The sequence below is a fragment of the Streptomyces sp. NPDC058751 genome (assembly GCF_042746485.1).
Classification (GTDB): Bacteria; Actinomycetota; Actinomycetes; order Streptomycetales; family Streptomycetaceae; genus Streptomyces.
On the sequence record NZ_JBHYPZ010000023.1, the window covers coordinates 46,398 to 65,909 of the forward strand.

The window sequence follows — 19,512 nt, forward strand, 5'->3', positions numbered from 1 at the left end:
GGCGGGGTCCTTGCCCCGCCGGGCGCACGGCTGTTGACTCGGCACCATGAGCAACCACGCGGAATACACCGGCGGTCACCGCGGTGGTACGGGAGCGACGCGGGCGCGGCGCACCCAGGCACAGCGCGACGCCGTGACCGTCGAGATCGGATACGCCCTGGCCAGCGCGGCGTTCGTCGCGGCGGTCGCCTTCGGGGTCGTCACCGGGCCGGCGCTGTTCCTGGACCTGTCGGCCGGCACGGTGCACGCGCTCGTCACCGTCGGCGGCACCCTGGCCGGCGTCCTGTTCGCGCTGCGCGTGGCCACCGTACTGTTCCGCTTCCACCGGGAAGGCGGCCTTCCTCAGCCCAGCCAGCCCGGGCGGACCAGGCCCGATTCGTAGGCGAGCACGACCAGTTGGGCACGGTCGCGGGCGCCGAGCTTCACCATCGTCCGGCTGACGTGGGTCTTGGCCGTGAGCGGGCTGACGACCAGGCGGCGGGCGATCTCGTCGTTCGACAGGCCGATGCCCACCAGAGCCATCACCTCCCGTTCCCGATCGGTCAGTTCGGCCAGGACCACGGCCGACCCGGGCTCCTTGGAACGCGCCGCGAACTCGGAGATCAGCCGGCGCGTCACCCCGGGCGAGAGCAGCGCGTCGCCCTCGACCACCGCCCGCACCGCGCGCAGCAGTTCATCGGGCTCGGTGTCCTTGACCAGGAAGCCGGAGGCACCGGAGCGAATGGCCTCGAAGACGTACTCGTCCAGCTCGAAGGTGGTGAGCATGACCACCTTCACATCGCCGAGTGCCTCGTCGCCGGTGATGCGGCGGGTGGCGGCGAGGCCGTCCAGCACGGGCATCCGGATGTCCATCAGGACGACGTCCGGGCGCAGTTCACCGACCGCGCGCACCGCCTCCTCGCCGTCGGCGGCCTCCCCGGCCACCTCGATGTCCGGCTGCGCGTCGAGCAGCGCCCTGAATCCGGCTCTGACCAACGACTGGTCGTCGGCGAGCAGTACGCGGATCACCGGTTCTCCTCCTTGGCCTTCCACGGCAGTACGGCCAGCACCCGGAACCCTCCGTCGTCACGCGGACCGGCCTCGATCGTGCCACCCAGCGCCGCCGCCCGCTCCCGCATGCCCGCGAGCCCGTTGCCGCTTCCGCCCGCGTCCGCGCCGGTGGCCGGACCGTCGTCGTCGATCCGCAGCCGCAGTACGCCCCCCTCGTGATCGAACCGCACCCGGGCCCGGCGCGACCCCGAATGCCGTACGACATTGGTGAGCGCCTCCTGGACGATGCGGAACGCGGCGAGGTCGGTGCCGGGTGCCGGCGCCGGGACCTCGCCCTCGATCTCGACCGTGAGTCCGGCGCCCGCCGCCTGCTCGACCAGTTCGGGGAGCCGGTCGAGGCCGGGGGCGGGCGTGCGCGGCGCCTCCCCCGGCGCCCGCAGGGTGTCGAGCACCTGCCGGACCTCGCCGAGGGCCTCCTTGCTGGCCGCCTTGATGGTGGTGAGCGCCGTACGCGCCTGCTCGGGGTCGGAGTCGAGGAGCGCGAGGCCGACACCCGCCTGGACGTTGATCACCGAGATGCTGTGCGCCAGCACGTCGTGCAGTTCACGGGCGATCCGCAGCCGTTCCTCGTCGGCACGGCGCCGGGCCGCCTGCGCGCGTTCGGCCCGTTCGCGGCTCCACTGCTCGCGGCGCACCCGCACCAGCTCCGCCAGGGCCACCACCGCCACGACCCAGGTGGCGATGCCGATCTCCTGCATCCAGGACGGAGAGTGGTCGCCCGCCGGGGGCAGCCGGCGGTAGAGCCAGTGGGCGATCAGGAGGTGCCCCGCCCACAACAGGCCGACCGCCGTCCAGGCCGCTCGGCGGTGCCCGGCGACCACCGCGCTGAAGCAGCCCACCGCCACGGGCAGGAAGACCGGGCCGTAGGGATACCCGGCGGCGATGTAGACCAGGGCCACCGCGGCCGTGCCGGACACGACGAGCACGGGGTGGCGCTGCCGCCAGAGCAGCAGGCCCGAGCCCACCAGGAGAAGCGCCCGGGAGAAGGCGTCCAGGGCGAGCCGTTCGTCGTGCTGGGCGTGGGCGGCGAAGTTGGATCCGATGAACACGAAAGCGGTCAGCAGCAGCGTGGAACGCCACGGCCACCGCGTGCCGCGCCCCTCGTCGTCCCTGCGGTCCCGCCCGGGCGGACCGTTCCACCAGCGCGGCGGACCGCCCGCGGGCGCCGCGGGTGCGTGCTGCTCTTCCATGGCCGTCACGCTAGACGCCCGACCACGACGACGGCGTCCGCCGGGCGAGGTGATCACCCGTACTCCCCACGGAGTACGTCACCGGGCCCCGGCCCGCGCCGGGGAGCTCCGGTCTACGCCGGGGAAGGCCCCGCGGTGGTCTCGTCCGGCTCCGGGTACACCAGCCCCACATCGTGCGCGAGCCGCCCCACCGCGTGCCGGAAGAACGGCTCCCGGTCCTCCACGACCCGGTTGAACTGGCCGAACAGCTCGAACCCGATCAGCCCGTAGAGCTGCGCCCACGAGGCCACCAGCGCCACCACCACCTCGGGCGGCAGATCGGGCGCGAGGTCGGCGGCCATCCGCCGCGCCTCCGTCCCCAGTCCGGGTGACAGCGGCGTACGGGCCACGCCCTTGCCCCGGTGGGCGTCCCGGACGACCCCGATCAGCAGCAGGCCGACCCGGGAGGCGGACGGGACGGTCTCCTGCGGCGCGACGTACCCGGGGACGGGCGAACCGTAGATGAGCGCGTACTCGTGCGGATGCTCGAGCGCCCAGCGTCGCACCGCCGCGCACACGGCGATCCAGCGCTCCCGGGGGCCGGCGGCGGCCACCTCGGCGTGCGCCGACTCCGCCGCCTCGCCGAGGGAGTCGTAGGCGTCGATGATGAGTGCGGTCAGCAGGTCGTCCCGGCTGGGGAAATACCGGTAGAGGGCGGACGAGACCATCCCGAGCTCGCGGGCCACGGCCCGCAGCGACAGTTTGGCGGCGCCGTCCGCGGCGAGCTGTCTGCGCGCCTCGTCCTTGATGGCCGCCGTGACCTCGGTCCTGGCTCGGGCACGTGCCCCTCGCGCGGTACTCATGCGGTGCAGTGTCCCACGTTTTCGGAGCAGTGCACACAAACGAGAGCGGTGATCCGAAAATGAAGCGCCGATCCATCACGTGATCGGCAGCCACAAAAGAGATCAGCGCACAAAAACGAGAGCACTGCTCTTGCAATGGATCACCGATCCGATGCAGACTCTTCTCAAGCGAGAGCGGTGCTCACAAAACAGATCAGCGCTCTCATCACCCGCCCGCCCCCGAGAGGTAACCGTGTCCACACACGTCCAGAAGCCCGGCTGGTTCACCGTCAACGTCCTCAACCGTGCCGTCGCCTGGATCACCAGGCGCGGCCTCAGCCTGCGGGGCTCACGGGTCCTGGCCGTGCGGGGCCGCAAGAGCGGCGAGTGGCGGACGACCCCGGTCAATCCGCTCACCTTGGACGGCGGGCAGTACCTCGTCGCACCCCGCGGTCACGTCCAGTGGACGCACAACATGCGGGCGGCCGGCGGGGGCGAGCTGCGTCTCGGCAAGAAGGTCGACACGTTCACCGCCGTGGAGGTGGCCGACGACGACAAGGTCGCGGTCCTGCGCGCGTACCTCAAGCGCTGGAAGGCCGAGGTCGGCGTGTTCTTCGGCGGCGTCGGTCCCGACTCCTCCGACGAGGAGCTGCGGCGCATCGCCCCCGACCACCCGGTCTTCCTGATCACGGTCGAGAACTGACGGATCACGGCCGAGAGCTTGCCGCGGGCCGCGGCTGCCGTGGCGTCACCGGCCTGCGTCGGCAGCCGTCCGTTCCGCCCATGCGCGCACGCTCACCGCCTGCTCGATGCGGCCGGCGATGCCCTTCTTGGACGCCGTGTCCAAGGTCTCCGGGATCTTGTCGAAGGTGTCGGGAAGGACGTCGAGGAGACCGCATATCCGTTCGCCGGTGCTGACGGTGAGCAGCTGTTGGCACCTCCACTGCAGCGGCACCTCGGGACGGTGCGTGAGGCGGTGCGCCAGCGCGGGGAACAGGTAGTGCGTCGCCTCTGCGGCGAGGTGCTCCTGGAGCCAGTCGACCGGGAGGCGCTGGCTGAAGCCGTACGTGGCCGCCTCTCGGGCCAGGTCCAGGAGTTGAGCGGTGTCGACGGCTCGGACGGTGCGGGGAAGGACTGGGGCCATCCCTGAATGATGCCGAGAAACCCTCGGACACCGGAAGGACGGCGGGGTCGGGCCGCACCCCGCCGGAACTCGCCCCAGGCGCTCTCGCACCCGCACCCGCACCCGCACCCGCACCCGCCGGAGGTCACCCTTCCCGGGGCGGCTCGCCCTTCACTCGGATCCGTTCGTGAACGGTCTCGACGGCGTCGGGGAGACCACCCCCTGGCCGGTTCCCGGCCCCGGTCCCGCGCTTCCCGGGCGCCGGCGGCGACGTGGGCCGGGCGGACGGGAACCGCCCCGGCACCACCCTCCAGCACCCTGCCGCGGCACTAGTCCGCCGCCTTCTCCACCTCGGCCACCGGGGACCTGCGGTCGAGGGTCGTCAGGGCACGTCCCACCGTCGGGTGTGTCCGGATGATCTCCCCGAGCGTGGTGGAGCCTCGAGTGATCCCCGTGAACGCCTTCCACACCGGGCGCAGACCGGTGAGCCCGGCGTGGAACATGCCGGGGCGACGCTCGAAGGCCGCCAGCAGGCGCTTGCCGACGCTCATCTCGACACCGAGCCCCGCCTTGATCGCGAAGGCGTAGTTCAGCGCCTGCCGGCGGGCGTCCACCGCGTCGTGCGCCTCGGCGATCCTGACCGCCCACTCTCCCGCGAGCCGCCCGGAGCGCAGGGCGAACGAGATGCCCTCACGGGTCCAGGGTTCGAGCAGGCCCGCCGCGTCGCCGCAGACGAGCACCCGGCCGCGCGACAGCGGCGAGTCGTCGGCCCGGCAGCGCGTCAAGTGGCCCGAGGAGATGGACGGTTCGAAGCCGGCGAGGCCGAGCCGGGCGATGAAGTCCTCCAAGTACCGCTTGGTGGCGGCTCCTTCGCCGCGCGCGGAGATCACGCCGACGGTGAGCGTGTCCCCCTTGGGGAAGACCCAGCCGTAACTGCCGGGCATGGGGCCCCAGTCGATCAGAACGCGTCCCCGCCAGTCCTCGGCGACCGTCTCCGGCACCGGGATCTCGGCCTCCAGGCCGAGATCGACCTGGTCGAGCTTCACGCCGACGTGTGCTCCTATCCGGCTGGCACTGCCGTCGGCGCCGACCACGGCCCGTGCCAGGACGGTCTCGCCGCCCTGGAGGACCACGGCGACGGTGCGCCGGTCCGGGACCGCCGAACCGTGCTGCTCGACGCGCGAGACCGTGGCGCCCGTGCGCAGTTCAGCACCCGCCTTCTGCGCGAACTCGACGAGCTGCTGGTCGAACTCCGGACGGTTGATCAGCCCGAACAGCATGTTCCGGGACCGCCGGGTACGGGCGAACCTGCCGTCCATCGAGAAGGTGACCGCGTGCACCCGGTCCCTGAACGGCAGCTCGAATCCGGGGGGCAGGGCGTCGCGCGAGGGACCGATGATGCCGCCGCCGCAGGTTTTGTAGCGGGGCAGTTCGGCTTTCTCCAGCAGCAGGACGCTGCGTCCCGCGACCGCTGCCGCGTAGGCGGCCGAGGCACCCGCCGGCCCCGCGCCGACGACCACGACGTCCCACACCCGCTGTTCGTCCGCCGCACGCCGCTCGTCGTCCGCCGAAGAGTTCTCGCTGCTCACGTTGGTCTACTGCTCCCAGTCCAGCCGTCTGCCGCACCTGTCCCCCCGCATCCTACGGCGGGCGTCACCGCAGGCCGCTGTGGGAGGATCTGCAACGGATGCGTCCTGCACACCAGTCCGCATCACTCGATCATCTGTACACAGAAGTACAACGTCGCACCTACGAGGAGCGTGCCCATGTCGTCGAATCCGGTCGTCGAGACCGTCGCCTCGCTCATGCCCCGGGCGAAGGCGGAGCTCGCCGAGCTGGTGGCCTTCAAGTCGGTGGCGGACTTCGACCAGTATCCGAGGAGCGAGAGCGAGGGCGCCGCGAACTGGATCGCGGACGCGCTGCGCTCCGAGGGCTTCCAGGACGTGGCACTGCTCGACACCCCGGACGGCACGCAGTCGGTGTACGGCTACCTCCCGGGCCCCGAGGGCGCGAAGACGGTCCTCCTGTACGCGCACTACGACGTGCAGCCGCCGCTGGACGAAGCGGCCTGGACGACGCCTCCGTTCGAGCTGGTGGAGCGCGACGGCCGCTGGTACGGGCGGGGCAGCGCCGACTGCAAGGGCGGTGTCGTCATGCACCTGCTGGCGCTGCGCGCCCTGAAGGCGAACGGCGGCGTGCCGGTGCACGTCAAGGTCATCGTCGAGGGCTCGGAGGAACAGGGCACCGGCGGTCTGGAGCGCTACGCCGAGCAGCACCCGGAACTGCTGACCGCCGACACCATCGTCATCGGCGACGCCGGCAACTTCCGGGCGGGCCTGCCGACGGTCACCGCGACCCTGCGCGGCATGACCCTCGTACGGGTGCAGGTGGACACCCTCGAAGGGAACCTGCACTCCGGGCAGTTCGGCGGTGCGGCGCCCGACGCGCTGGCGGCGCTGATCCGCGTCCTGGACTCGCTGCGGGCGAAGGACGGTTCGACGACCGTGGACGGCCTGGCGGGCGAGGCCGCGTGGGACGGCCTGCAGTACGAGGAGCAGGCGTTCCGCGAGGACGCCAAGGTGCTCGACGGGGTGGAGCTCATCGGCTCCGGCACGGTCGCCGACCGGGTCTGGGCGCGTCCGGCCGTCACGGTGCTCGGCATCGACTGCCCGCCGGTCGTCGGCGCGACGCCGTCGGTGCAGGCGGGCGCCCGTGCGCTGATCAGCCTGCGGGTGCCGCCGGGCGTCGACGCGGTCGAGGCGACGAAGCTGCTCCAGGCGCACGTCGAGGCGCACACGCCGTGGGGCGCGCGGGTGAGCACCGAGCGCATCGGACAGGGCCAGGCCTTCCGCGCCGACACCTCCAGCCCCGCGTACGCGTCGATGGCCGAGGCCATGGCGGTCGCCTACCCGGGCCAGGAGATGCAGTCGGCGGGCATGGGCGGCTCGATCCCGCTGTGCAACACGCTGGCCTCGCTGTACCCCGACACGGAGATCCTGCTCATCGGCCTGAGTGAGCCCGAGGCGCAGATCCACGCGGTGAACGAGAGCGTGTCGCCGGACGAGCTGGAGCGGCTGTCGGTCGCGGAGGCGCTGTTCCTGCGGAACTACGCGGCGAGCTGACCGCCGGGGACGGCAGGCCGGCCGTCCGGACGCGCAAGGGCCCTCGCCACCCGGCGGGGGCCCTCGTCGTGTCCGGATCGTTCCGCGAGAGGGAACCTTTCTTCAGAGCCGGTCGGGCCGGCCGAGCGGCAGGACCGGGGTCAGCCGAGCGGCACTCCGGCCTCCAGGTACAGCGCCGCGCCACGCTCGCGGGCGCGCAGGGCCCAGCGGAGCCGTTCGTAGCGCACGGGCGGCAGCAGATCGGCCGCCTCCTGCTCGGTGACGAAGCGCCAGCCGCGCAGTTCCGGCCCCGGCAGCAGGAGTCCCCGGACGGCCTGCTCGTCGAGACGGCCGCCGTCGAAGAGGAACCGCAGACCGCCGTAGCCCGGCGGTGCGGTGGGCGACTCCCAGTCCACGACGAGCAGCGTGGGCACCTCGTCGAGGGTGATGCCGGTCTCCTCGGTGACCTCGCGCATGCCGGCGCGGGCGGGGGCCTCGCCGGCCTCGACGACCCCGCCGGGGAACTCCCATCCGGCCTTGTACGTCGGGTCGACGAGCAGGAACCGGTCGTCCTCGTCGAAGAGGAGCACTCCGGCGGCGACCGTCTCCGCGGTGGGTTCGGGGGTCTGCACGATGTCGCACACGGGCGCTTCCCCGGTGCGCACGGCTTCGGCGACGCGCAGGGCGGCGTCGTACGGGGTGAGCGTGCTGGTGTCCACGGGGTGGGCGTCGGCGGTGAGCCAGGCGAGCGCGGCCCGGTAGGGCTCGATGTGGTCGTAGGACCACTGGCGCACGCGCATCTCGCCGTCGGGCAGGTCCGGGGGCACCTCACGCCCGGCTATTCGCTCCCGCAGGATCGTTTCCGCCGGGGTGAGCAGCACATGGCGTACGGGAATCCGGCGGGCGGCGAGCCCGCCGAAGATCTCGTCGCGGTACTCCTGCCGCAGCAGGGTCATGGGGACGACGAGGACACCGCCGAGCTCGGCGAGCATGGCGGCCGCGGTGTCGACCACGAGCCGCCGCCAGATCGGCAGGTCCTGGAAGTCACCGACCTCGGCGAGGTGTTTGGCGGGGAGCAGTTGTGTGAGTGCGGCCCCGACGACCTCGGGGTCGAAGAGCGTGCTGTTCGGGATCAGCTCGATCAGTTCCCGTGCGGTGGCGGTCTTTCCCGCACCGAACGCACCGTTGATCCAGACGATCACGATTCCCCCTCTTCTGTGGCCCCCTGAGGCTTGCCCGCTCCACCCTGCCACGGAAACCAGCCGCTGATGAAGGCGCCGACGCGGCGGCGCCGGTGCCCCCGTGACGGGGACACCGGCGCGGTCCGGGCGTTCCTCAGCCGTTCTGGCCGCCGAAGGCGCCTTCAGCGACCGCTTCGGCGACCGCCAGGTCGTCGGTGCCGACGGTGTGGTCGACCGCGCCGATCGTGTCGTTGACGTTCAGGTCGCTCAGGGTGTCCACGCCCAGGGCGTGGGACGGGGTGACCGCCGCGACGACGAACCCGGTGGCGAGGGAGGCGATGGCGAGCATGCTGCGCTTCTTCATGCTCGGTTCAACTACGAAGTCCGGAGGGAGTCACGGGTGGACCGGCCGCCTTCCTCCGGCACACCCCTGTCCGGCGGGGTGCCGAGGCACACCGGGACCAGGGCTTTCCCCGGGTACGGGGCCCGACACCCTGGGCCGGGGCCCGGCGTCTCGGGCTCAAGGCTCAGCGCCTCGGGCCCGGCACCCGGTCTCTCGGGCCCGACGCCCGGCGCCTCGGGTCCGACACCCGGTACCCGACGGCCATGAGCCCGGCGCCGCCGGTACCTGGCGTCCTGAGCCCGGAACCGGGTCCCGGAGCCCGGAGCGGGGCCGAAGCCGGAGCGGGGCCGGAGCCGAAGCCACGGCCCGGAACCAGAGCGGGCCCGGAACCGGAGCCGGAGCAGGCCCGGGACCGAAGCCGAGGCCCGGAACCAGAGCCCGAAACCGAGACCCGGAGCCCAGGGCCGAGCCCGGAGCCCGACCCCCGCGCGACAACCCCGGCCCCCGGGTCAGATGCGCGCCGCAGCCGTTCGCGACTTGCGGGTGAGCGCCGCCGCGGCCGCGCCGACCAGCCCGGCGTCGGTGCCCATCAGCGCGGGCACCACGGTCAGCCGCCGGACGAAGGACAGCGTCGCGTAGTCGGCCAGCGCCCGGCGCAGCGGCGCGAAGAGCACGTCGCCCGCCTTGCCCACTCCCCCGCCGATCACGGCGATGTCGATCTCGACCAGGGTCGCGGTGGCCGCGATGCCCGCCGCGAGGGCCTGCGCTGCACGCTCGAAGGAGGCCACGGCGACGGGGTCACCGGCGCGGGCCGCCTCGGCGACCGCCGCGGCCGAGGTGTCGCCGTCGGGACCGGGCCGCCAGCCCGCCTCCAGCGCGCGGCGGGCGATGTTCGGGCCGCTGGCGATCCGCTCCACGCAGCCCCGGGAGCCGCAGGGGCAGAGATCGCCGTCCAGGTCGACACTGATGTGCCCGATGTGGCCCGCGTTGCCCGTGGGACCCGCGTGGAGCTGTCCACCCAGGACGAGCCCGCCGCCCACGCCGGTGGACACCACCATGCACAGCGCGTTGTCGTGGCCCCGGGCCGCGCCCTGCCAGTGTTCGGCCGCGGTGATCGCGACGCCGTCGCCGATCAGTTCGACGGGCAGTCCGCCCACGGCCTCGGAGGCCCGCTCGACCAGCGGGTAGCCCCGCCAGCCGGGGACGTTCACCGGGCTCACCGTGCCGGCGGAGGCGTCCACCGGGCCCGCGCTGCCGATGCCCAGGGCCCCGGCCCCGCTCCACAGCGGAGAGACCGTCAGCTCACCGAGGACGTCCTCGACGGCCCGCATCACGGTCTCGCCGTCCTCCTGTGCGGGCGTCGGGCGCTGCGCACGCAGGAGAATCCGGCCGTGGCCGTCCACCAGCGCTCCGGCGATCTTGGTGCCGCCGATGTCGAGCGCGGCCACGAGGTCGGTGTGCATCAGTTTCAGGTCTCCCATGGGGTGTCGTGACGGGTCCGCCGCGCCGCGGACCCGGGGTCCCCGGCCGGGAACGGTTCGGAATCGGGCCCCGTCGTACGCCGCGCGAGGTGCGCCGACGGGCCACGGGGACCGTGCGCCCTGGGGAAGACGCAGGCCGGAGAATTGCGGTGGTCAGTGTCTCCCGCATCTGACAACGTTGTCCAGGCTCTATGCTCGACGCCACATCCTCATACAACCCCATGGACCTACGCATCCCCGTGGACGACAGGACAGGACAGCACATCGTGGCCGAGACCGCCCGCCGCTCCGAGAACCGCTACGGAAATCGTCCGACCATGAAGGACGTGGCGGCGCGTGCGGGAGTCGGTCTCAAGACGGTCTCCCGTGTCGTCAACAGCGAGCCCGGGGTCACCCCGGACACGGAGCGGCGCGTCCAGGAGGCCATCGAGGCGCTGGGCTTCCGCCGCAACGACAGTGCCCGGGTGCTGCGCAAGGGCCGCACCGCGAGCATCGGGCTGGTCCTGGAGGACCTCGCGGACCCGTTCTACGGGCCGCTGAGCCGCGCGGTCGAGGAGGTGGCCCGGGCGCACGGGGCCCTGCTGATCAACGGTTCCAGCGCGGAGGACCCGGACCGCGAGCAGGAACTGGTCCTCGCGCTCTGCGCGCGCCGGGTGGACGGGCTGGTCGTGATCCCGGCCGGCGACGACCACCGCTATCTGGAGCCGGAGATGAAGGCGGGCGTCGCGACGGTCTTCGTGGACCGCCCGGCCGGGAGGATCGACGCCGACGTCGTCCTGTCGGACAGCTTCGGCGGCGCCCGGGACGGCGTCGCCCACCTGATCGCCCACGGCCACCGCCGGATCGGCTTCATCGGCGACATGCCCCGCATCCACACCGCCGCCGAGCGGCTGCGCGGTTACCGGGCCGCCATGGAGGACGCGGGCATACCGGTCGAGGACGAGTGGATGTCCCTCGGCGTCACCGATCCGCAGCGGGTGCGCAAGGCGGCCGAGGACATGCTCTCCGGCCCCTCTCCGGTCACCGCGGTCTTCGCGGGCAACAACCGCGTCACCGTGACCGTCGTCCGTGTCATCGCCGAGCGCGGCCGCCCGGTCGCCCTCGTCGGTTTCGACGACATCGAGCTCGCCGACCTCCTGGAGCCCGGGGTCACCGTCGTCGCCCAGGACGCCGCCGCCCTCGGCCGCACCGCCGCCGAACGCCTCTTCCGCCAGCTCGACGGCAACCTCGTCGCCCCGGAGCGCGTCGAACTCCCGACCCGTCTGATCACCCGCGGCTCGGGCGAACTGCCGCCCGCGGGCTGAACGAGGGCCGTGCCTCTACCGCCCGAAGCCGGTGAGATCCCCCCGTGGCGGCCGTGCGAAGGTCTCCAGTTCGTGGCGGGTCAGACCCGAGGCGCGGGCCACCTCCGCCAGGTCCAGGGCGCCGCAGTCCAGACCGCGCAGGAGGTAGCCGCTGAGGGCCTTGGCCGTGGCGGGTTCGTCCAGCGTGTCGCCGGGGGCGTGGCCGGCGTAGCGGGAGAGTCGGGCGGCGGCCCGTTCGAAGCCCTCGCGGTAGAAGGCGAAGACGGCGGCGTAGCGGGTGGGGAGGTGGGCGGGGTGCATGTCCCAGCCCTGGTAGTAGGCGCGGGCCAGGGCGCGGCGGGTGAGGCCGTAGTGCAGGCGCCAGGCGTCGTGGACCTTCTCGGAGGAGCCGACGGGCAGGACGTTGGTGGAGCCGTCCGAGAGGCGCACTCCGGTGCCGGCGGCCGCGACCTGCATGACCGCCTTGGCGTGGTCGGCGGCCGGGTGGTCGCTCGACTGGTGGGCGGCGGAGACGCCTAGGCAGGCGCTGTAGTCGAAGGTGCCGTAGTGCAGTCCGGTGGCGCGGCCCTCGGCGGCCTGGATCATGCGGGCGACGGTGGCCGTGCCGTCCGTGGCCAGGACGGCCTGACTGGTCTCGATCTGGATCTCGAAGCCGATCCGGCCCGGTTCCAGGCCGCGGGCCTTCTCGAACTCCGCCAGGAGCCTGACCATCGCGGTGACCTGTTCCGGGTACGTCACCTTGGGCAGGGTGAGCACGAGCCCGTCGGGCAGGCCGCCCGCTTCCATCAGGCCCGTCAGGAAGACGTCGAGGGTGCGGATGCCCCGGTCGCGGACCGCCGCCTCCATGCATTTCATGCGGATGCCCATGTACGGGGCCGCGGTGCCGTTCCCGTACGCCTCGGCGACGATCCGGGCCGCGCGGGCGGCCGCCGCGTCCTCCTCGGCGTCCGGGCGCGGGCCGTAGCCGTCCTCGAAGTCGACGCGCAGGTCTTCGACGGGTTCGCGCTCCAGCTTGGCCCGGACGCGGTCGTGCACGGGTCCGGCGAGTTCGTCGGCGAGGCCGAGGACGGCGGCGAGGGAAGCGGCGTCGGGGGCGTGTTCGTCGAGGGCGGCGAGGGCGCGCTCACCCCAGGTGCGGACGGTGTCGGCGGCGAACGCGTCGGCGGGGACGTACACGGTGTGGACGGGCTGGCGGGTGCCGGGGTCTCCTGGATAGCGGCGCTCCAGTTCGGCGTCGACGGGGGCGAGGGAGGCGCCGACCGCTTCGGTCACGGCGCTCGGGAGGCTCGTCGCCACCGTCTCCTGCTGACCCTGCCCCATCCGGCGACCTCCTGGTTTCCGAAGTACGGAATCAACAATCTGTTGAACGAAGTTATCCGGGGCGCTCCCCGCGGGTCAACACCCTCCTGGACCACGGGACACACCACGGTTCCGTCGCGTTCACCCCCGTCCCGGCCGCCCGGGGCGGACTCTCCCGGTCCTTTCCCCCTCCGGTGGCGCGTACCCTGTCCCGACTCGCGAACGAAGGAGCACACGTGCCCGACTCCAGGGGAGTGACCCGCCGCACGGGATTCAGGCACGCGGTCGCCGCCGCGGCCGCCCTGCCCCTGCTCACCACGGCACGGGCCTCCGCCACCCGCCGTCCCCGTCTCCGCTCCCGTCTGGACGTCATGACCTACAACCTGCGCTTCGCGAGCGGCGTGGAACCCAACAGCTGGGCGTTGCGCCGGCCGGTGATGCGCGAGCTCCTGCACCGTGGGACGCCCCACGTCATCGGCACGCAGGAAGGCCTCTACCAGCAGCTCCTGGACATCGAGGCCGACCTCGGGCCGCACTACGACTGGATAGGCCCCGGCAGGGAGGGCGGCAACCGCGACGAGGCCGTGGCGCTGTTCTACGACACCCGGCGGCTGGCCCCGCTGGAGCACGACACGTTCTGGCTCTCGGACACCCCCCGGGTGATCGGCTCGAACACCTGGGGCGCCTGGCTCCCCCGCATAGCCACCTGGGTGCGTTTCCGCGACCTGGCGGACGGCGGGCGGCAGTTCCACGTCCTGAACACCCATCTGGACCACGCGAGCCAGTACGCGCGGGTGCGGGCGGCCTCGCTCCTCGCCGAGCGGATCGCGGAGTTCGATCCCTCCCTGCCCTGCCTGGTGACCGGCGACTTCAACGCGCCGGCGCACCGGAACGAGGTCTACGACATCCTGCTGGGCGCCGGACTCACCGACACCTGGGACACGGCCGCCTCGCGGAGCAGGCTCTACGCGACCTTCCACGACTACGCCCCGCTGGTACCGGACGGCGACCGCATCGACTGGATCCTCGCCGGCCCCGGCGTCGAGGTGCACCGGGCCTCGGTCGACACCTTCTCGCTGCACGGCCAGTTCCCGAGCGACCACCTGCCCGTACGGGTCTCGCTGAGCCTGGGATGAACGAGGGCCCCCGCGACCGGTGCGGTCGCGGGGGCCCTCGTCGGTGCCGCGGGATCAGCCCTTGCGGGTGTTGATCTCCTCGGTGAGCTGCGGGACGACGTCGAAGAGGTCGCCGACCACTCCGTAGTCGACCAGGTCGAAGATCGGCGCCTCGGCGTCCTTGTTGATCGCCACGATCGTCTTCGAGGTCTGCATGCCGGCGCGGTGCTGGATGGCGCCGGAGATGCCGGAGGCGATGTAGAGCTGCGGCGAGACGGACTTGCCGGTCTGGCCCACCTGGTTGGTGTGCGGGTACCAGCCGGCGTCGACCGCGGCACGCGAGGCGCCCACGGCGGCACCGAGCGAGTCGGCGAGACCCTCGATGATCGAGAAGTTCTCGGCGCCGTTGACGCCACGGCCGCCGGAGACGACGATCGCGGCCTCGGTCAGCTCGGGGCGGCCGGTCGACTCGCGCGGCGTGCGGGCGGTGACCTTGGTGCCGGTGGCCTTCTCGGAGAAGGTGACCGCGAGGGCCTCGACGGCGCCGGCGGCCGGGGCGGCCTCCACGGCGGCCGAGTTCGGCTTGACCGTGATGACCGGGGTGCCCTTGGAGACGCGGGACTTGGTGGTGAAGGAGGCGGCGAACGCGGACTGCGTGGCCACCGGACCCTCGTCACCGGCCTCCAGGTCGACGGCGTCGGTGATGATGCCCGAGCCGATGCGGACCGCGAGGCGGGCCGCGATCTCCTTGCCCTCGGCGGAGGACGGGACGAGCACGGCGGCCGGGGAGACGGCGTCGTACGCGGCCTGGAGGGCGTCCACCTTCGGCACGACGAGGTAGTCGGCGTACTCGGCGGCGTCGTGCGTGAGGACCTTCACCGCGCCGTGCTCGGCGAGCGCGGCGGCGGTGTTCTCGGCACCGGCGCCGAGGGCGACGGCGACGGGCTCGCCGATGCGGCGGGCCAGCGTCAGCAGTTCGAGGGTGGGCTTGCGGACGGCGCCGTCCACGTGGTCGACGTAGACGAGAACTTCAGCCATGAGAACGATCTCCTGCGGATTGCGAAGTCTGAGGGGCGGTGAGCGGGGTGGACCTTGGCCGCTGCGACGGTCCGGGGCTTTCCCCCGGACCCTCGGCGGCTAGATGAACTTCTGGCCCGCGAGGAACTCGGCGAGCTGCTTGCCGCCCTCGCCCTCGTCCTTGACGATCGTTCCGGCGGTGCGCGCCGGACGCTCGGCGGCGGAGTCGACCTTGGTCCAGGCACCCTCGAGACCGACCTCCTCCGCCTCGATGTCGAGGTCGGACAGGTCCCAGGACTGCACCGGCTTCTTCTTGGCCGCCATGATGCCCTTGAAGGACGGGTAACGCGCCTCGCCCGACTGGTCGGTCACCGACACGACCGCGGGGAGGGACGCCTCGAGCTGCTCGGAGGCGGTGTCGCCGTCGCGACGGCCCTTGACCACGCCGTCCTCGACGGAGACCTCGGAGAGCAGGGTGACCTGCGGGACACCGAGGCGCTCGGCCAGCAGCGCCGGGACGATGCCCGCCGTGCCGTCGGTGGAGGCCATGCCGGAGATCACCAGGTCGAAGCCGGCCTTCTCGATCGCCTTGGCCAGCACCAGCGAGGTACCGACGGCGTCGGTGCCGTGCAGGTCGTCGTCCTCGACGTGGATGGCCTTGTCGGCACCCATGGACAGCGCCTTGCGCAGCGCGTCCTTGGCGTCCTCGGGGCCGACGGTCAGCACGGTGATCTCGGCGTCGTCCGCGTCATCGGCGATCTGCAGCGCCTGCTCGACGGCGTACTCGTCGAGTTCGGACAGCAGGCCGTCCACGTCGTCACGGTCGACGGTCAGGTCATCGGCGAAGTGCCGGTCGCCAGTGGCGTCGGGCACGTACTTCACAGTGACAACGATCCTCAAGCTCACGCCGGCTCTCCTACTGCATCGTCATTTCCGGGCTGCCTTCTCTCAGGCAGCATAGGCGCCTGAAGCGGCCGGTCCCCGTCGGGGCGGCCCGCGCTCCGAACGAAATATTACTCACCAGTACACCCAGTGGACGCCCACTAAGCAAGCGCTTTGGACTGTGACCTTCGCAACGCTGTGTAACCGGCGAGTAGAACCGGTGAGTAGCGAAGCCGCCGCCCCCGACCTGCGGGTTCAGTCGCGCAGGCCGTTGAACCGGCCCTGGTGGTACAGGAGGGGACCGCCCGCGCCCGAGTGGTCGCCCAGCACGACCTCGGCCAGGACGATGCGGTGGTCGCCCGCGGGGACCCGCGCCACGACACGGCACACCAGCCAGGCCAGGACGTCGTCGAGCACGGGAACTCCCTCGGGCCCCTTACGCCATCGGGTGGGCGCGCCGAACCGGTCGGCGCCGCTGCGGGCGAAGGTGGCGGCCAGCTCCCGCTGGTGTTCGCCGAGCACGTGGACGCCGACGTGGCCGGCCTCGGATATCGCGGGCCAGCTGGAGGCGCCGGTGCCGATGCCGAACGAGACGACCGGGGGCTCGGCCGAGACCGAGGTGAGCGAGGTGGCGGTGAAACCGACGGGACCGCGGACACCCGGGGCGGTGATCACCGCCACACCGGCCGCGTGCCGCCGGAACACCGAGCGCAGCAGGTCGGGCGAGGCGGGCCGTGGGGTGCCGAGGCCGGACGTGGCCGTCATGGAGCTGTCCTTCTGCGAGAGCCGGGGCGGGGTTCCCGCCGCTCGGGCGGAACCGGGGGCGGGAGAGGGTCCTCGGCCGGTCAACAGCCGGGACCCGGCGCACCCGCGGGACGGGGCTGGTCCGTGTCGGCGAACTCGGGGAGAAGGTGGTGCGGTGACATACGGTCAGGCTGACGAGAGGCGGCGGGCGCAGTCAAGGGCGTACCGGCATGTGGGAGATGGCTCACCATGATCGCCGCCGGTCAGACGGCCTCTCCGAGCGCCGCGATGACGTCCGCCTTGCGCGGCTGTCCCGTCGCCCGCCGCACGATCCGCCCGCCGGCGTCGAGCACGAGCACGGTGGGCGTCTTGAGGATGCCGAGATCGCGTACGAGGTCCAGGCGGTCCTCGGCGTCGATCTCCACGTGGGACACGCCGGGGACCATGCCGGCCACCTCGCCCAGGATCCGCCGGGTCGCCCGGCAGGGGGCGCAGAAGGCGCTGGAGAACTGCACGAGCGTGGCCCGCTCCCCGAGGGCCCCGCCCAGCTCCGCCGCGCCGAGCCGCCTTCCGCCGTCGCGCCCGCTCACCCGCACCCTCCCGCTCCGCCGCCGGTGCAGCACTCCGTGGACGCTCGCCGCCGCGAGCACCGCCACGCACACCAGAAGTCCGCTCATCACCCGCACAAGCATTCACGAGACCGCAAAGATTCCCGGGGCCGGGTGGCGCCCTTCGTGCGGAATGCTTGATTCATGGACATCGATGCGAGAGGGCCGCGGTTCGGCGCGGCGGTGACGGCCGTCGTGCTGGCGGCCACGCTGATCACCGGGAGCGTCTGGCTGCTGGCGTGGCAGACGCTGGCGTTCGCCCTGGGGGCCGCGGGCGGCGCGGCGCGCTCGCCGTACGGCTGGGTCTTCAGGAGGGCCGTACGGCCGCGGCTGGGCCCGCCGGCGGAGTTCGAGGCGCCGGAGCCCCCGCGGTTCGCGCAGGCGGTGGGACTCGTCTTCGCGGCGACCGGTCTGATCGGCTGGACCGCGGGACCCGCCTGGCTGGGACCGGCGGCGACCGCGTGCGCCCTCGCGGCGGCGTTTCTCAATGCCGCGTTCGGGTACTGCCTCGGATGCGAGATGTACCTGGTTGTACGGCGCGTGACAGTACGTGCACAGTAAAGGCGGCTTAAAACCCCGAGGTGGATCAAGGGGCGACGTGACGAGGATCTCGCCGTTACCCGGCACCAGGACTGGCCACCCGTCCGTTCTTCGGGCACGATCTGCGCATTGCCGTAAACCTACGGCAGCGTAACTTTCCCGCCGGGAGACCCCTTCCCAGGCAGAGAGAAGGGTCCACCCCGTCCATGGCAGAGCTTGTCTACCGCCCCGCCGTCGGCCTCGCCCAAACGCTCTTCAAGGTGTGGGACCTCAAGATCGACTGCAAGGGGTCGGAGAACATTCCGCGCTCGGGCGGCGCCGTGCTGGTCAGCAACCACATCAGCTACCTGGACTTCATCTTCGACGGCCTGGCCGCCCTGCCGCAGAAGCGCCTGGTGCGTTTCATGGCGAAGGATTCGGTCTTCCGGCACAAGATCTCCGGACCGCTGATGCGGGGCATGCGGCACATCCCGGTGGACCGCGCGCAGGGCGAGACGGCCTACCAGCACGCGCTGGATTCGCTGCGTTCCGGTGAGATCGTCGGCGTCTTCCCCGAGGCGACCATCTCGCAGTCCTTCACGCTGAAGAGCTTCAAGTCCGGCGCCGCGCGCATGGCCCAGGAGGCCGGCGTGCCGCTGATCCCCATGGCCGTGTGGGGCACGCAGCGGCTGTGGACCAAGGGCCACCCGCGCAACTTCAAGCGCAGCCACACCCCGATCACCATCCGCGTCGGCGAGCCGGTGGAGGCCCCGAAGGACCAGTACGCGGGCGCCATCACGCGGCGGCTGCGCGGGCGGGTCCAGGAACTGCTCGAATCGGCCCAGCGCGCCTATCCCGTACGCCCCAAGGGTCCGGACGACACCTGGTGGATGCCCGCCCACCTCGGCGGTACCGCGCCGACGCCCGAGGAGGTCCGCGCGGCCGAGGCCCGCTGACCCCTCCCGTACGACACCCCGCCCGCCGGGGGGTGGACGGTGATCCGCGCCCCGGGACCCTGCCGCCGGACCCGGGCTCCGCACCCGTGGGCGCGGCAGGCGCCTTCGGCGCGGCCTCACAGCGCGAGGGGAAGCGTCCGCAGCAGCGACACCCTGCCCGGGGCGGCCCTCATGGCACCGATCACGGCCGGGTGCGGTTCGGCGTACAGTCCCGGATAGTCCAGCTCGTCGAGGTCCGGATCGGGCGTGAAGGCGAGCCGTTCGCCCTCGAGGGAGAACCGGGCGTCCACACCGGGCTTGTTGCCCCGGGGGTCCTGCCGGTGCCAGGCGCCGTCGAGGCGTACGGCGACCAGACCGTGCAGCACCTCGAACTTCTGGTAGCAGAACGCGGTGGGGATGTCCTCGGCCCGCAGGAGCGCGGCGAGCGCGTGGGCCTTGGCGTGGCAGATGCCCGTGCGCTGTTCCAGTACGTCGGAGGCGCGCCAGGTGACCCTCGGATCGCGGGAATCGGCCGAGTGCGGGATGGTGTCTCGCACGAACTCGAACGCCGACCGCGCATAGGCATACGAGTCGGCGGATTCCCTGGCGATCCGTGCGGCCGTCTCGCGGACGAGCGGGTGGTGGTGGTCGACAACCTCGTCGGCGGCCAGATAAGCGGACAGGTCACTTGTTCTCTGGATCAGCTCCATGCCCGTAGAGCATAGGAATGCGACCGCCCGAGAGTCAATAACTTTTCGAGCGGTCGCATATTTATGCATCACATGCGGTGTCGGTGCCG

At 72.3% G+C, this 19,512-nt stretch carries 21 protein-coding genes; 7 read left to right on the forward strand and 14 right to left on the reverse strand.

Features of this window, described 5'->3' with window-relative positions:
- Positions 1–46: 46 nt before the first annotated feature.
- Positions 47–382: a DUF6332 family protein gene (locus tag ACFW6B_RS21755; protein WP_386598134.1), complete on the forward strand. Its 336-nt coding sequence runs from the start codon at positions 47–49 to the stop codon at positions 380–382.
- Here the strand turns inward: ACFW6B_RS21755 and ACFW6B_RS21760 are convergent.
- The 3 genes from ACFW6B_RS21760 to ACFW6B_RS21770 form a co-directional block, all read right to left on the reverse strand.
- On the reverse strand, positions 343–1,008 hold the full coding sequence (locus ACFW6B_RS21760; RefSeq protein ID WP_386598135.1) for a response regulator: 666 nt from the start codon (positions 1,006–1,008) through the stop codon (positions 343–345). The genes ACFW6B_RS21755 and ACFW6B_RS21760 overlap by 40 nt on opposite strands.
- Positions 1,005–2,240: a sensor histidine kinase gene (locus ACFW6B_RS21765; protein WP_386598136.1), complete on the reverse strand. Its 1,236-nt coding sequence runs from the start codon at positions 2,238–2,240 to the stop codon at positions 1,005–1,007. Before ACFW6B_RS21765 ends, ACFW6B_RS21760 begins: the two co-directional genes overlap by 4 nt.
- A 113-nt stretch (positions 2,241–2,353) precedes the next feature.
- Complete coding sequence (locus ACFW6B_RS21770) at positions 2,354–3,082, reverse strand: TetR/AcrR family transcriptional regulator (protein ID WP_386598137.1); 729 nt, start codon at positions 3,080–3,082, stop codon at positions 2,354–2,356.
- A 232-nt stretch (positions 3,083–3,314) separates the two neighbouring features.
- On the opposite strand from ACFW6B_RS21770, the gene ACFW6B_RS21775 reads away from it, so the two are divergent.
- Complete coding sequence (locus tag ACFW6B_RS21775; RefSeq protein WP_386598138.1) at positions 3,315–3,764, forward strand: nitroreductase family deazaflavin-dependent oxidoreductase; 450 nt, start codon at positions 3,315–3,317, stop codon at positions 3,762–3,764.
- Between the two features lie 45 nt (positions 3,765–3,809).
- Here the strand turns inward: ACFW6B_RS21775 and ACFW6B_RS21780 are convergent, their stop codons facing one another.
- Positions 3,810–4,205, reverse strand: a complete 396-nt coding sequence (locus ACFW6B_RS21780; protein ID WP_386598139.1) for a hypothetical protein — start codon at positions 4,203–4,205, stop codon at positions 3,810–3,812.
- 308 nt (positions 4,206–4,513) lie between these two features.
- Positions 4,514–5,773: a geranylgeranyl reductase family protein gene (locus ACFW6B_RS21785; RefSeq protein ID WP_386598140.1), complete on the reverse strand. Its 1,260-nt coding sequence runs from the start codon at positions 5,771–5,773 to the stop codon at positions 4,514–4,516.
- A gap of 177 nt (positions 5,774–5,950) precedes the next feature.
- Here ACFW6B_RS21785 and ACFW6B_RS21790 point away from each other — a divergent pair, with 177 nt between their 5' ends.
- On the forward strand, positions 5,951–7,306 hold the full coding sequence (locus ACFW6B_RS21790; RefSeq protein WP_386598141.1) for a dipeptidase: 1,356 nt from the start codon (positions 5,951–5,953) through the stop codon (positions 7,304–7,306).
- A gap of 140 nt (positions 7,307–7,446) precedes the next feature.
- Here ACFW6B_RS21790 and ACFW6B_RS21795 read toward each other — a convergent pair whose 3' ends face one another.
- From ACFW6B_RS21795 to ACFW6B_RS21805, 3 genes are all read right to left on the reverse strand, one after another.
- On the reverse strand, positions 7,447–8,490 hold the full coding sequence (locus ACFW6B_RS21795; RefSeq protein WP_386598219.1) for an NUDIX domain-containing protein: 1,044 nt from the start codon (positions 8,488–8,490) through the stop codon (positions 7,447–7,449).
- 130 nt (positions 8,491–8,620) lie between these two features.
- Positions 8,621–8,830 carry a hypothetical protein gene (locus ACFW6B_RS21800; RefSeq protein WP_386598142.1) on the reverse strand — a complete coding sequence of 70 codons (210 nt, stop codon included), beginning with the start codon at positions 8,828–8,830 and terminating at the stop codon, positions 8,621–8,623.
- 488 nt (positions 8,831–9,318) lie between these two features.
- A complete protein-coding gene (locus ACFW6B_RS21805) occupies positions 9,319–10,272 on the reverse strand; it encodes an ROK family protein (RefSeq protein ID WP_386598220.1) in 954 nt (317 codons plus the stop codon).
- A 239-nt stretch (positions 10,273–10,511) separates the two neighbouring features.
- Here ACFW6B_RS21805 and ACFW6B_RS21810 point away from each other — a divergent pair, with 239 nt between their 5' ends.
- Positions 10,512–11,594 carry a LacI family DNA-binding transcriptional regulator gene (locus ACFW6B_RS21810; protein ID WP_386598143.1) on the forward strand — a complete coding sequence of 361 codons (1,083 nt, stop codon included), beginning with the start codon at positions 10,512–10,514 and terminating at the stop codon, positions 11,592–11,594.
- Between the two features lie 15 nt (positions 11,595–11,609).
- Here the strand turns inward: ACFW6B_RS21810 and ACFW6B_RS21815 are convergent, their stop codons facing one another.
- Positions 11,610–12,914 (reverse strand): DUF6986 family protein, encoded by a 1,305-nt coding sequence (locus ACFW6B_RS21815; RefSeq protein ID WP_386598144.1) that lies wholly within the window; start codon positions 12,912–12,914, stop codon positions 11,610–11,612.
- 215 nt (positions 12,915–13,129) lie between these two features.
- On the opposite strand from ACFW6B_RS21815, the gene ACFW6B_RS21820 reads away from it, so the two are divergent.
- The gene (locus ACFW6B_RS21820) at positions 13,130–14,029 is read left to right on the forward strand and encodes an endonuclease/exonuclease/phosphatase family protein (RefSeq protein ID WP_386598145.1); all 900 of its coding nucleotides are present in this window, start codon (positions 13,130–13,132) and stop codon (positions 14,027–14,029) included.
- 54 nt (positions 14,030–14,083) lie between these two features.
- Here the strand turns inward: ACFW6B_RS21820 and ACFW6B_RS21825 are convergent, their stop codons facing one another.
- The 4 genes from ACFW6B_RS21825 to ACFW6B_RS21840 all read right to left on the reverse strand — a co-directional run bounded on the left by ACFW6B_RS21825 (position 14,084) and on the right by ACFW6B_RS21840 (position 17,328).
- Positions 14,084–15,046 (reverse strand): electron transfer flavoprotein subunit alpha/FixB family protein, encoded by a 963-nt coding sequence (locus ACFW6B_RS21825; protein ID WP_386598146.1) that lies wholly within the window; start codon positions 15,044–15,046, stop codon positions 14,084–14,086.
- A 99-nt stretch (positions 15,047–15,145) separates the two neighbouring features.
- Positions 15,146–15,931, reverse strand: coding sequence for an electron transfer flavoprotein subunit beta/FixA family protein (locus tag ACFW6B_RS21830; RefSeq protein ID WP_386598147.1), 786 nt, complete (start codon positions 15,929–15,931; stop codon positions 15,146–15,148).
- 231 nt (positions 15,932–16,162) lie between these two features.
- The gene (locus tag ACFW6B_RS21835; protein ID WP_386598148.1) at positions 16,163–16,672 is read right to left on the reverse strand and encodes a flavin reductase family protein; all 510 of its coding nucleotides are present in this window, start codon (positions 16,670–16,672) and stop codon (positions 16,163–16,165) included.
- Between the two features lie 242 nt (positions 16,673–16,914).
- The gene (locus tag ACFW6B_RS21840; protein ID WP_386598149.1) at positions 16,915–17,328 is read right to left on the reverse strand and encodes a TlpA family protein disulfide reductase; all 414 of its coding nucleotides are present in this window, start codon (positions 17,326–17,328) and stop codon (positions 16,915–16,917) included.
- 75 nt (positions 17,329–17,403) lie between these two features.
- Between ACFW6B_RS21840 and ACFW6B_RS21845 the strand changes: the two genes are divergently transcribed.
- On the forward strand, positions 17,404–17,820 hold the full coding sequence (locus ACFW6B_RS21845; RefSeq protein WP_386598150.1) for a DUF4395 domain-containing protein: 417 nt from the start codon (positions 17,404–17,406) through the stop codon (positions 17,818–17,820).
- Between the two features lie 185 nt (positions 17,821–18,005).
- Positions 18,006–18,734: a lysophospholipid acyltransferase family protein gene (locus tag ACFW6B_RS21850; protein ID WP_386598151.1), complete on the forward strand. Its 729-nt coding sequence runs from the start codon at positions 18,006–18,008 to the stop codon at positions 18,732–18,734.
- Between the two features lie 116 nt (positions 18,735–18,850).
- Here the strand turns inward: ACFW6B_RS21850 and ACFW6B_RS21855 are convergent, their stop codons facing one another.
- Positions 18,851–19,423, reverse strand: a complete 573-nt coding sequence (locus ACFW6B_RS21855) for a transglutaminase domain-containing protein (protein ID WP_386598152.1) — start codon at positions 19,421–19,423, stop codon at positions 18,851–18,853.
- Positions 19,424–19,512: the final 89 nt, after the last annotated feature.

Bases quoted from the DNA above. Each gene is read 5' to 3' on its own strand.
- ACFW6B_RS21755 (WP_386598134.1), top strand. From the start codon at position 47: ATGAGCAACCACGCGGAATACACCGGCGGTCACCGCGGTGGTACGGGA.
- ACFW6B_RS21765 (WP_386598136.1), bottom strand. From the start codon at position 2,240: ATGGAAGAGCAGCACGCACCCGCGGCGCCCGCGGGCGGTCCGCCGCGC.
- ACFW6B_RS21770 (WP_386598137.1), bottom strand. From the start codon at position 3,082: ATGAGTACCGCGCGAGGGGCACGTGCCCGAGCCAGGACCGAGGTCACG.
- ACFW6B_RS21780 (WP_386598139.1), bottom strand. From the start codon at position 4,205: ATGGCCCCAGTCCTTCCCCGCACCGTCCGAGCCGTCGACACCGCTCAA.
- ACFW6B_RS21790 (WP_386598141.1), top strand. From the start codon at position 5,951: ATGTCGTCGAATCCGGTCGTCGAGACCGTCGCCTCGCTCATGCCCCGG.
- ACFW6B_RS21800 (WP_386598142.1), bottom strand. From the start codon at position 8,830: ATGAAGAAGCGCAGCATGCTCGCCATCGCCTCCCTCGCCACCGGGTTC.
- ACFW6B_RS21805 (WP_386598220.1), bottom strand. From the start codon at position 10,272: ATGCACACCGACCTCGTGGCCGCGCTCGACATCGGCGGCACCAAGATC.
- ACFW6B_RS21810 (WP_386598143.1), top strand. From the start codon at position 10,512: ATGGACCTACGCATCCCCGTGGACGACAGGACAGGACAGCACATCGTG.
- ACFW6B_RS21815 (WP_386598144.1), bottom strand. From the start codon at position 12,914: ATGGGGCAGGGTCAGCAGGAGACGGTGGCGACGAGCCTCCCGAGCGCC.
- ACFW6B_RS21825 (WP_386598146.1), bottom strand. From the start codon at position 15,046: ATGGCTGAAGTTCTCGTCTACGTCGACCACGTGGACGGCGCCGTCCGC.
- ACFW6B_RS21835 (WP_386598148.1), bottom strand. From the start codon at position 16,672: ATGACGGCCACGTCCGGCCTCGGCACCCCACGGCCCGCCTCGCCCGAC.
- ACFW6B_RS21840 (WP_386598149.1), bottom strand. From the start codon at position 17,328: ATGAGCGGACTTCTGGTGTGCGTGGCGGTGCTCGCGGCGGCGAGCGTC.
- ACFW6B_RS21845 (WP_386598150.1), top strand. From the start codon at position 17,404: ATGGACATCGATGCGAGAGGGCCGCGGTTCGGCGCGGCGGTGACGGCC.
- ACFW6B_RS21850 (WP_386598151.1), top strand. From the start codon at position 18,006: ATGGCAGAGCTTGTCTACCGCCCCGCCGTCGGCCTCGCCCAAACGCTC.
- ACFW6B_RS21855 (WP_386598152.1), bottom strand. From the start codon at position 19,423: ATGGAGCTGATCCAGAGAACAAGTGACCTGTCCGCTTATCTGGCCGCC.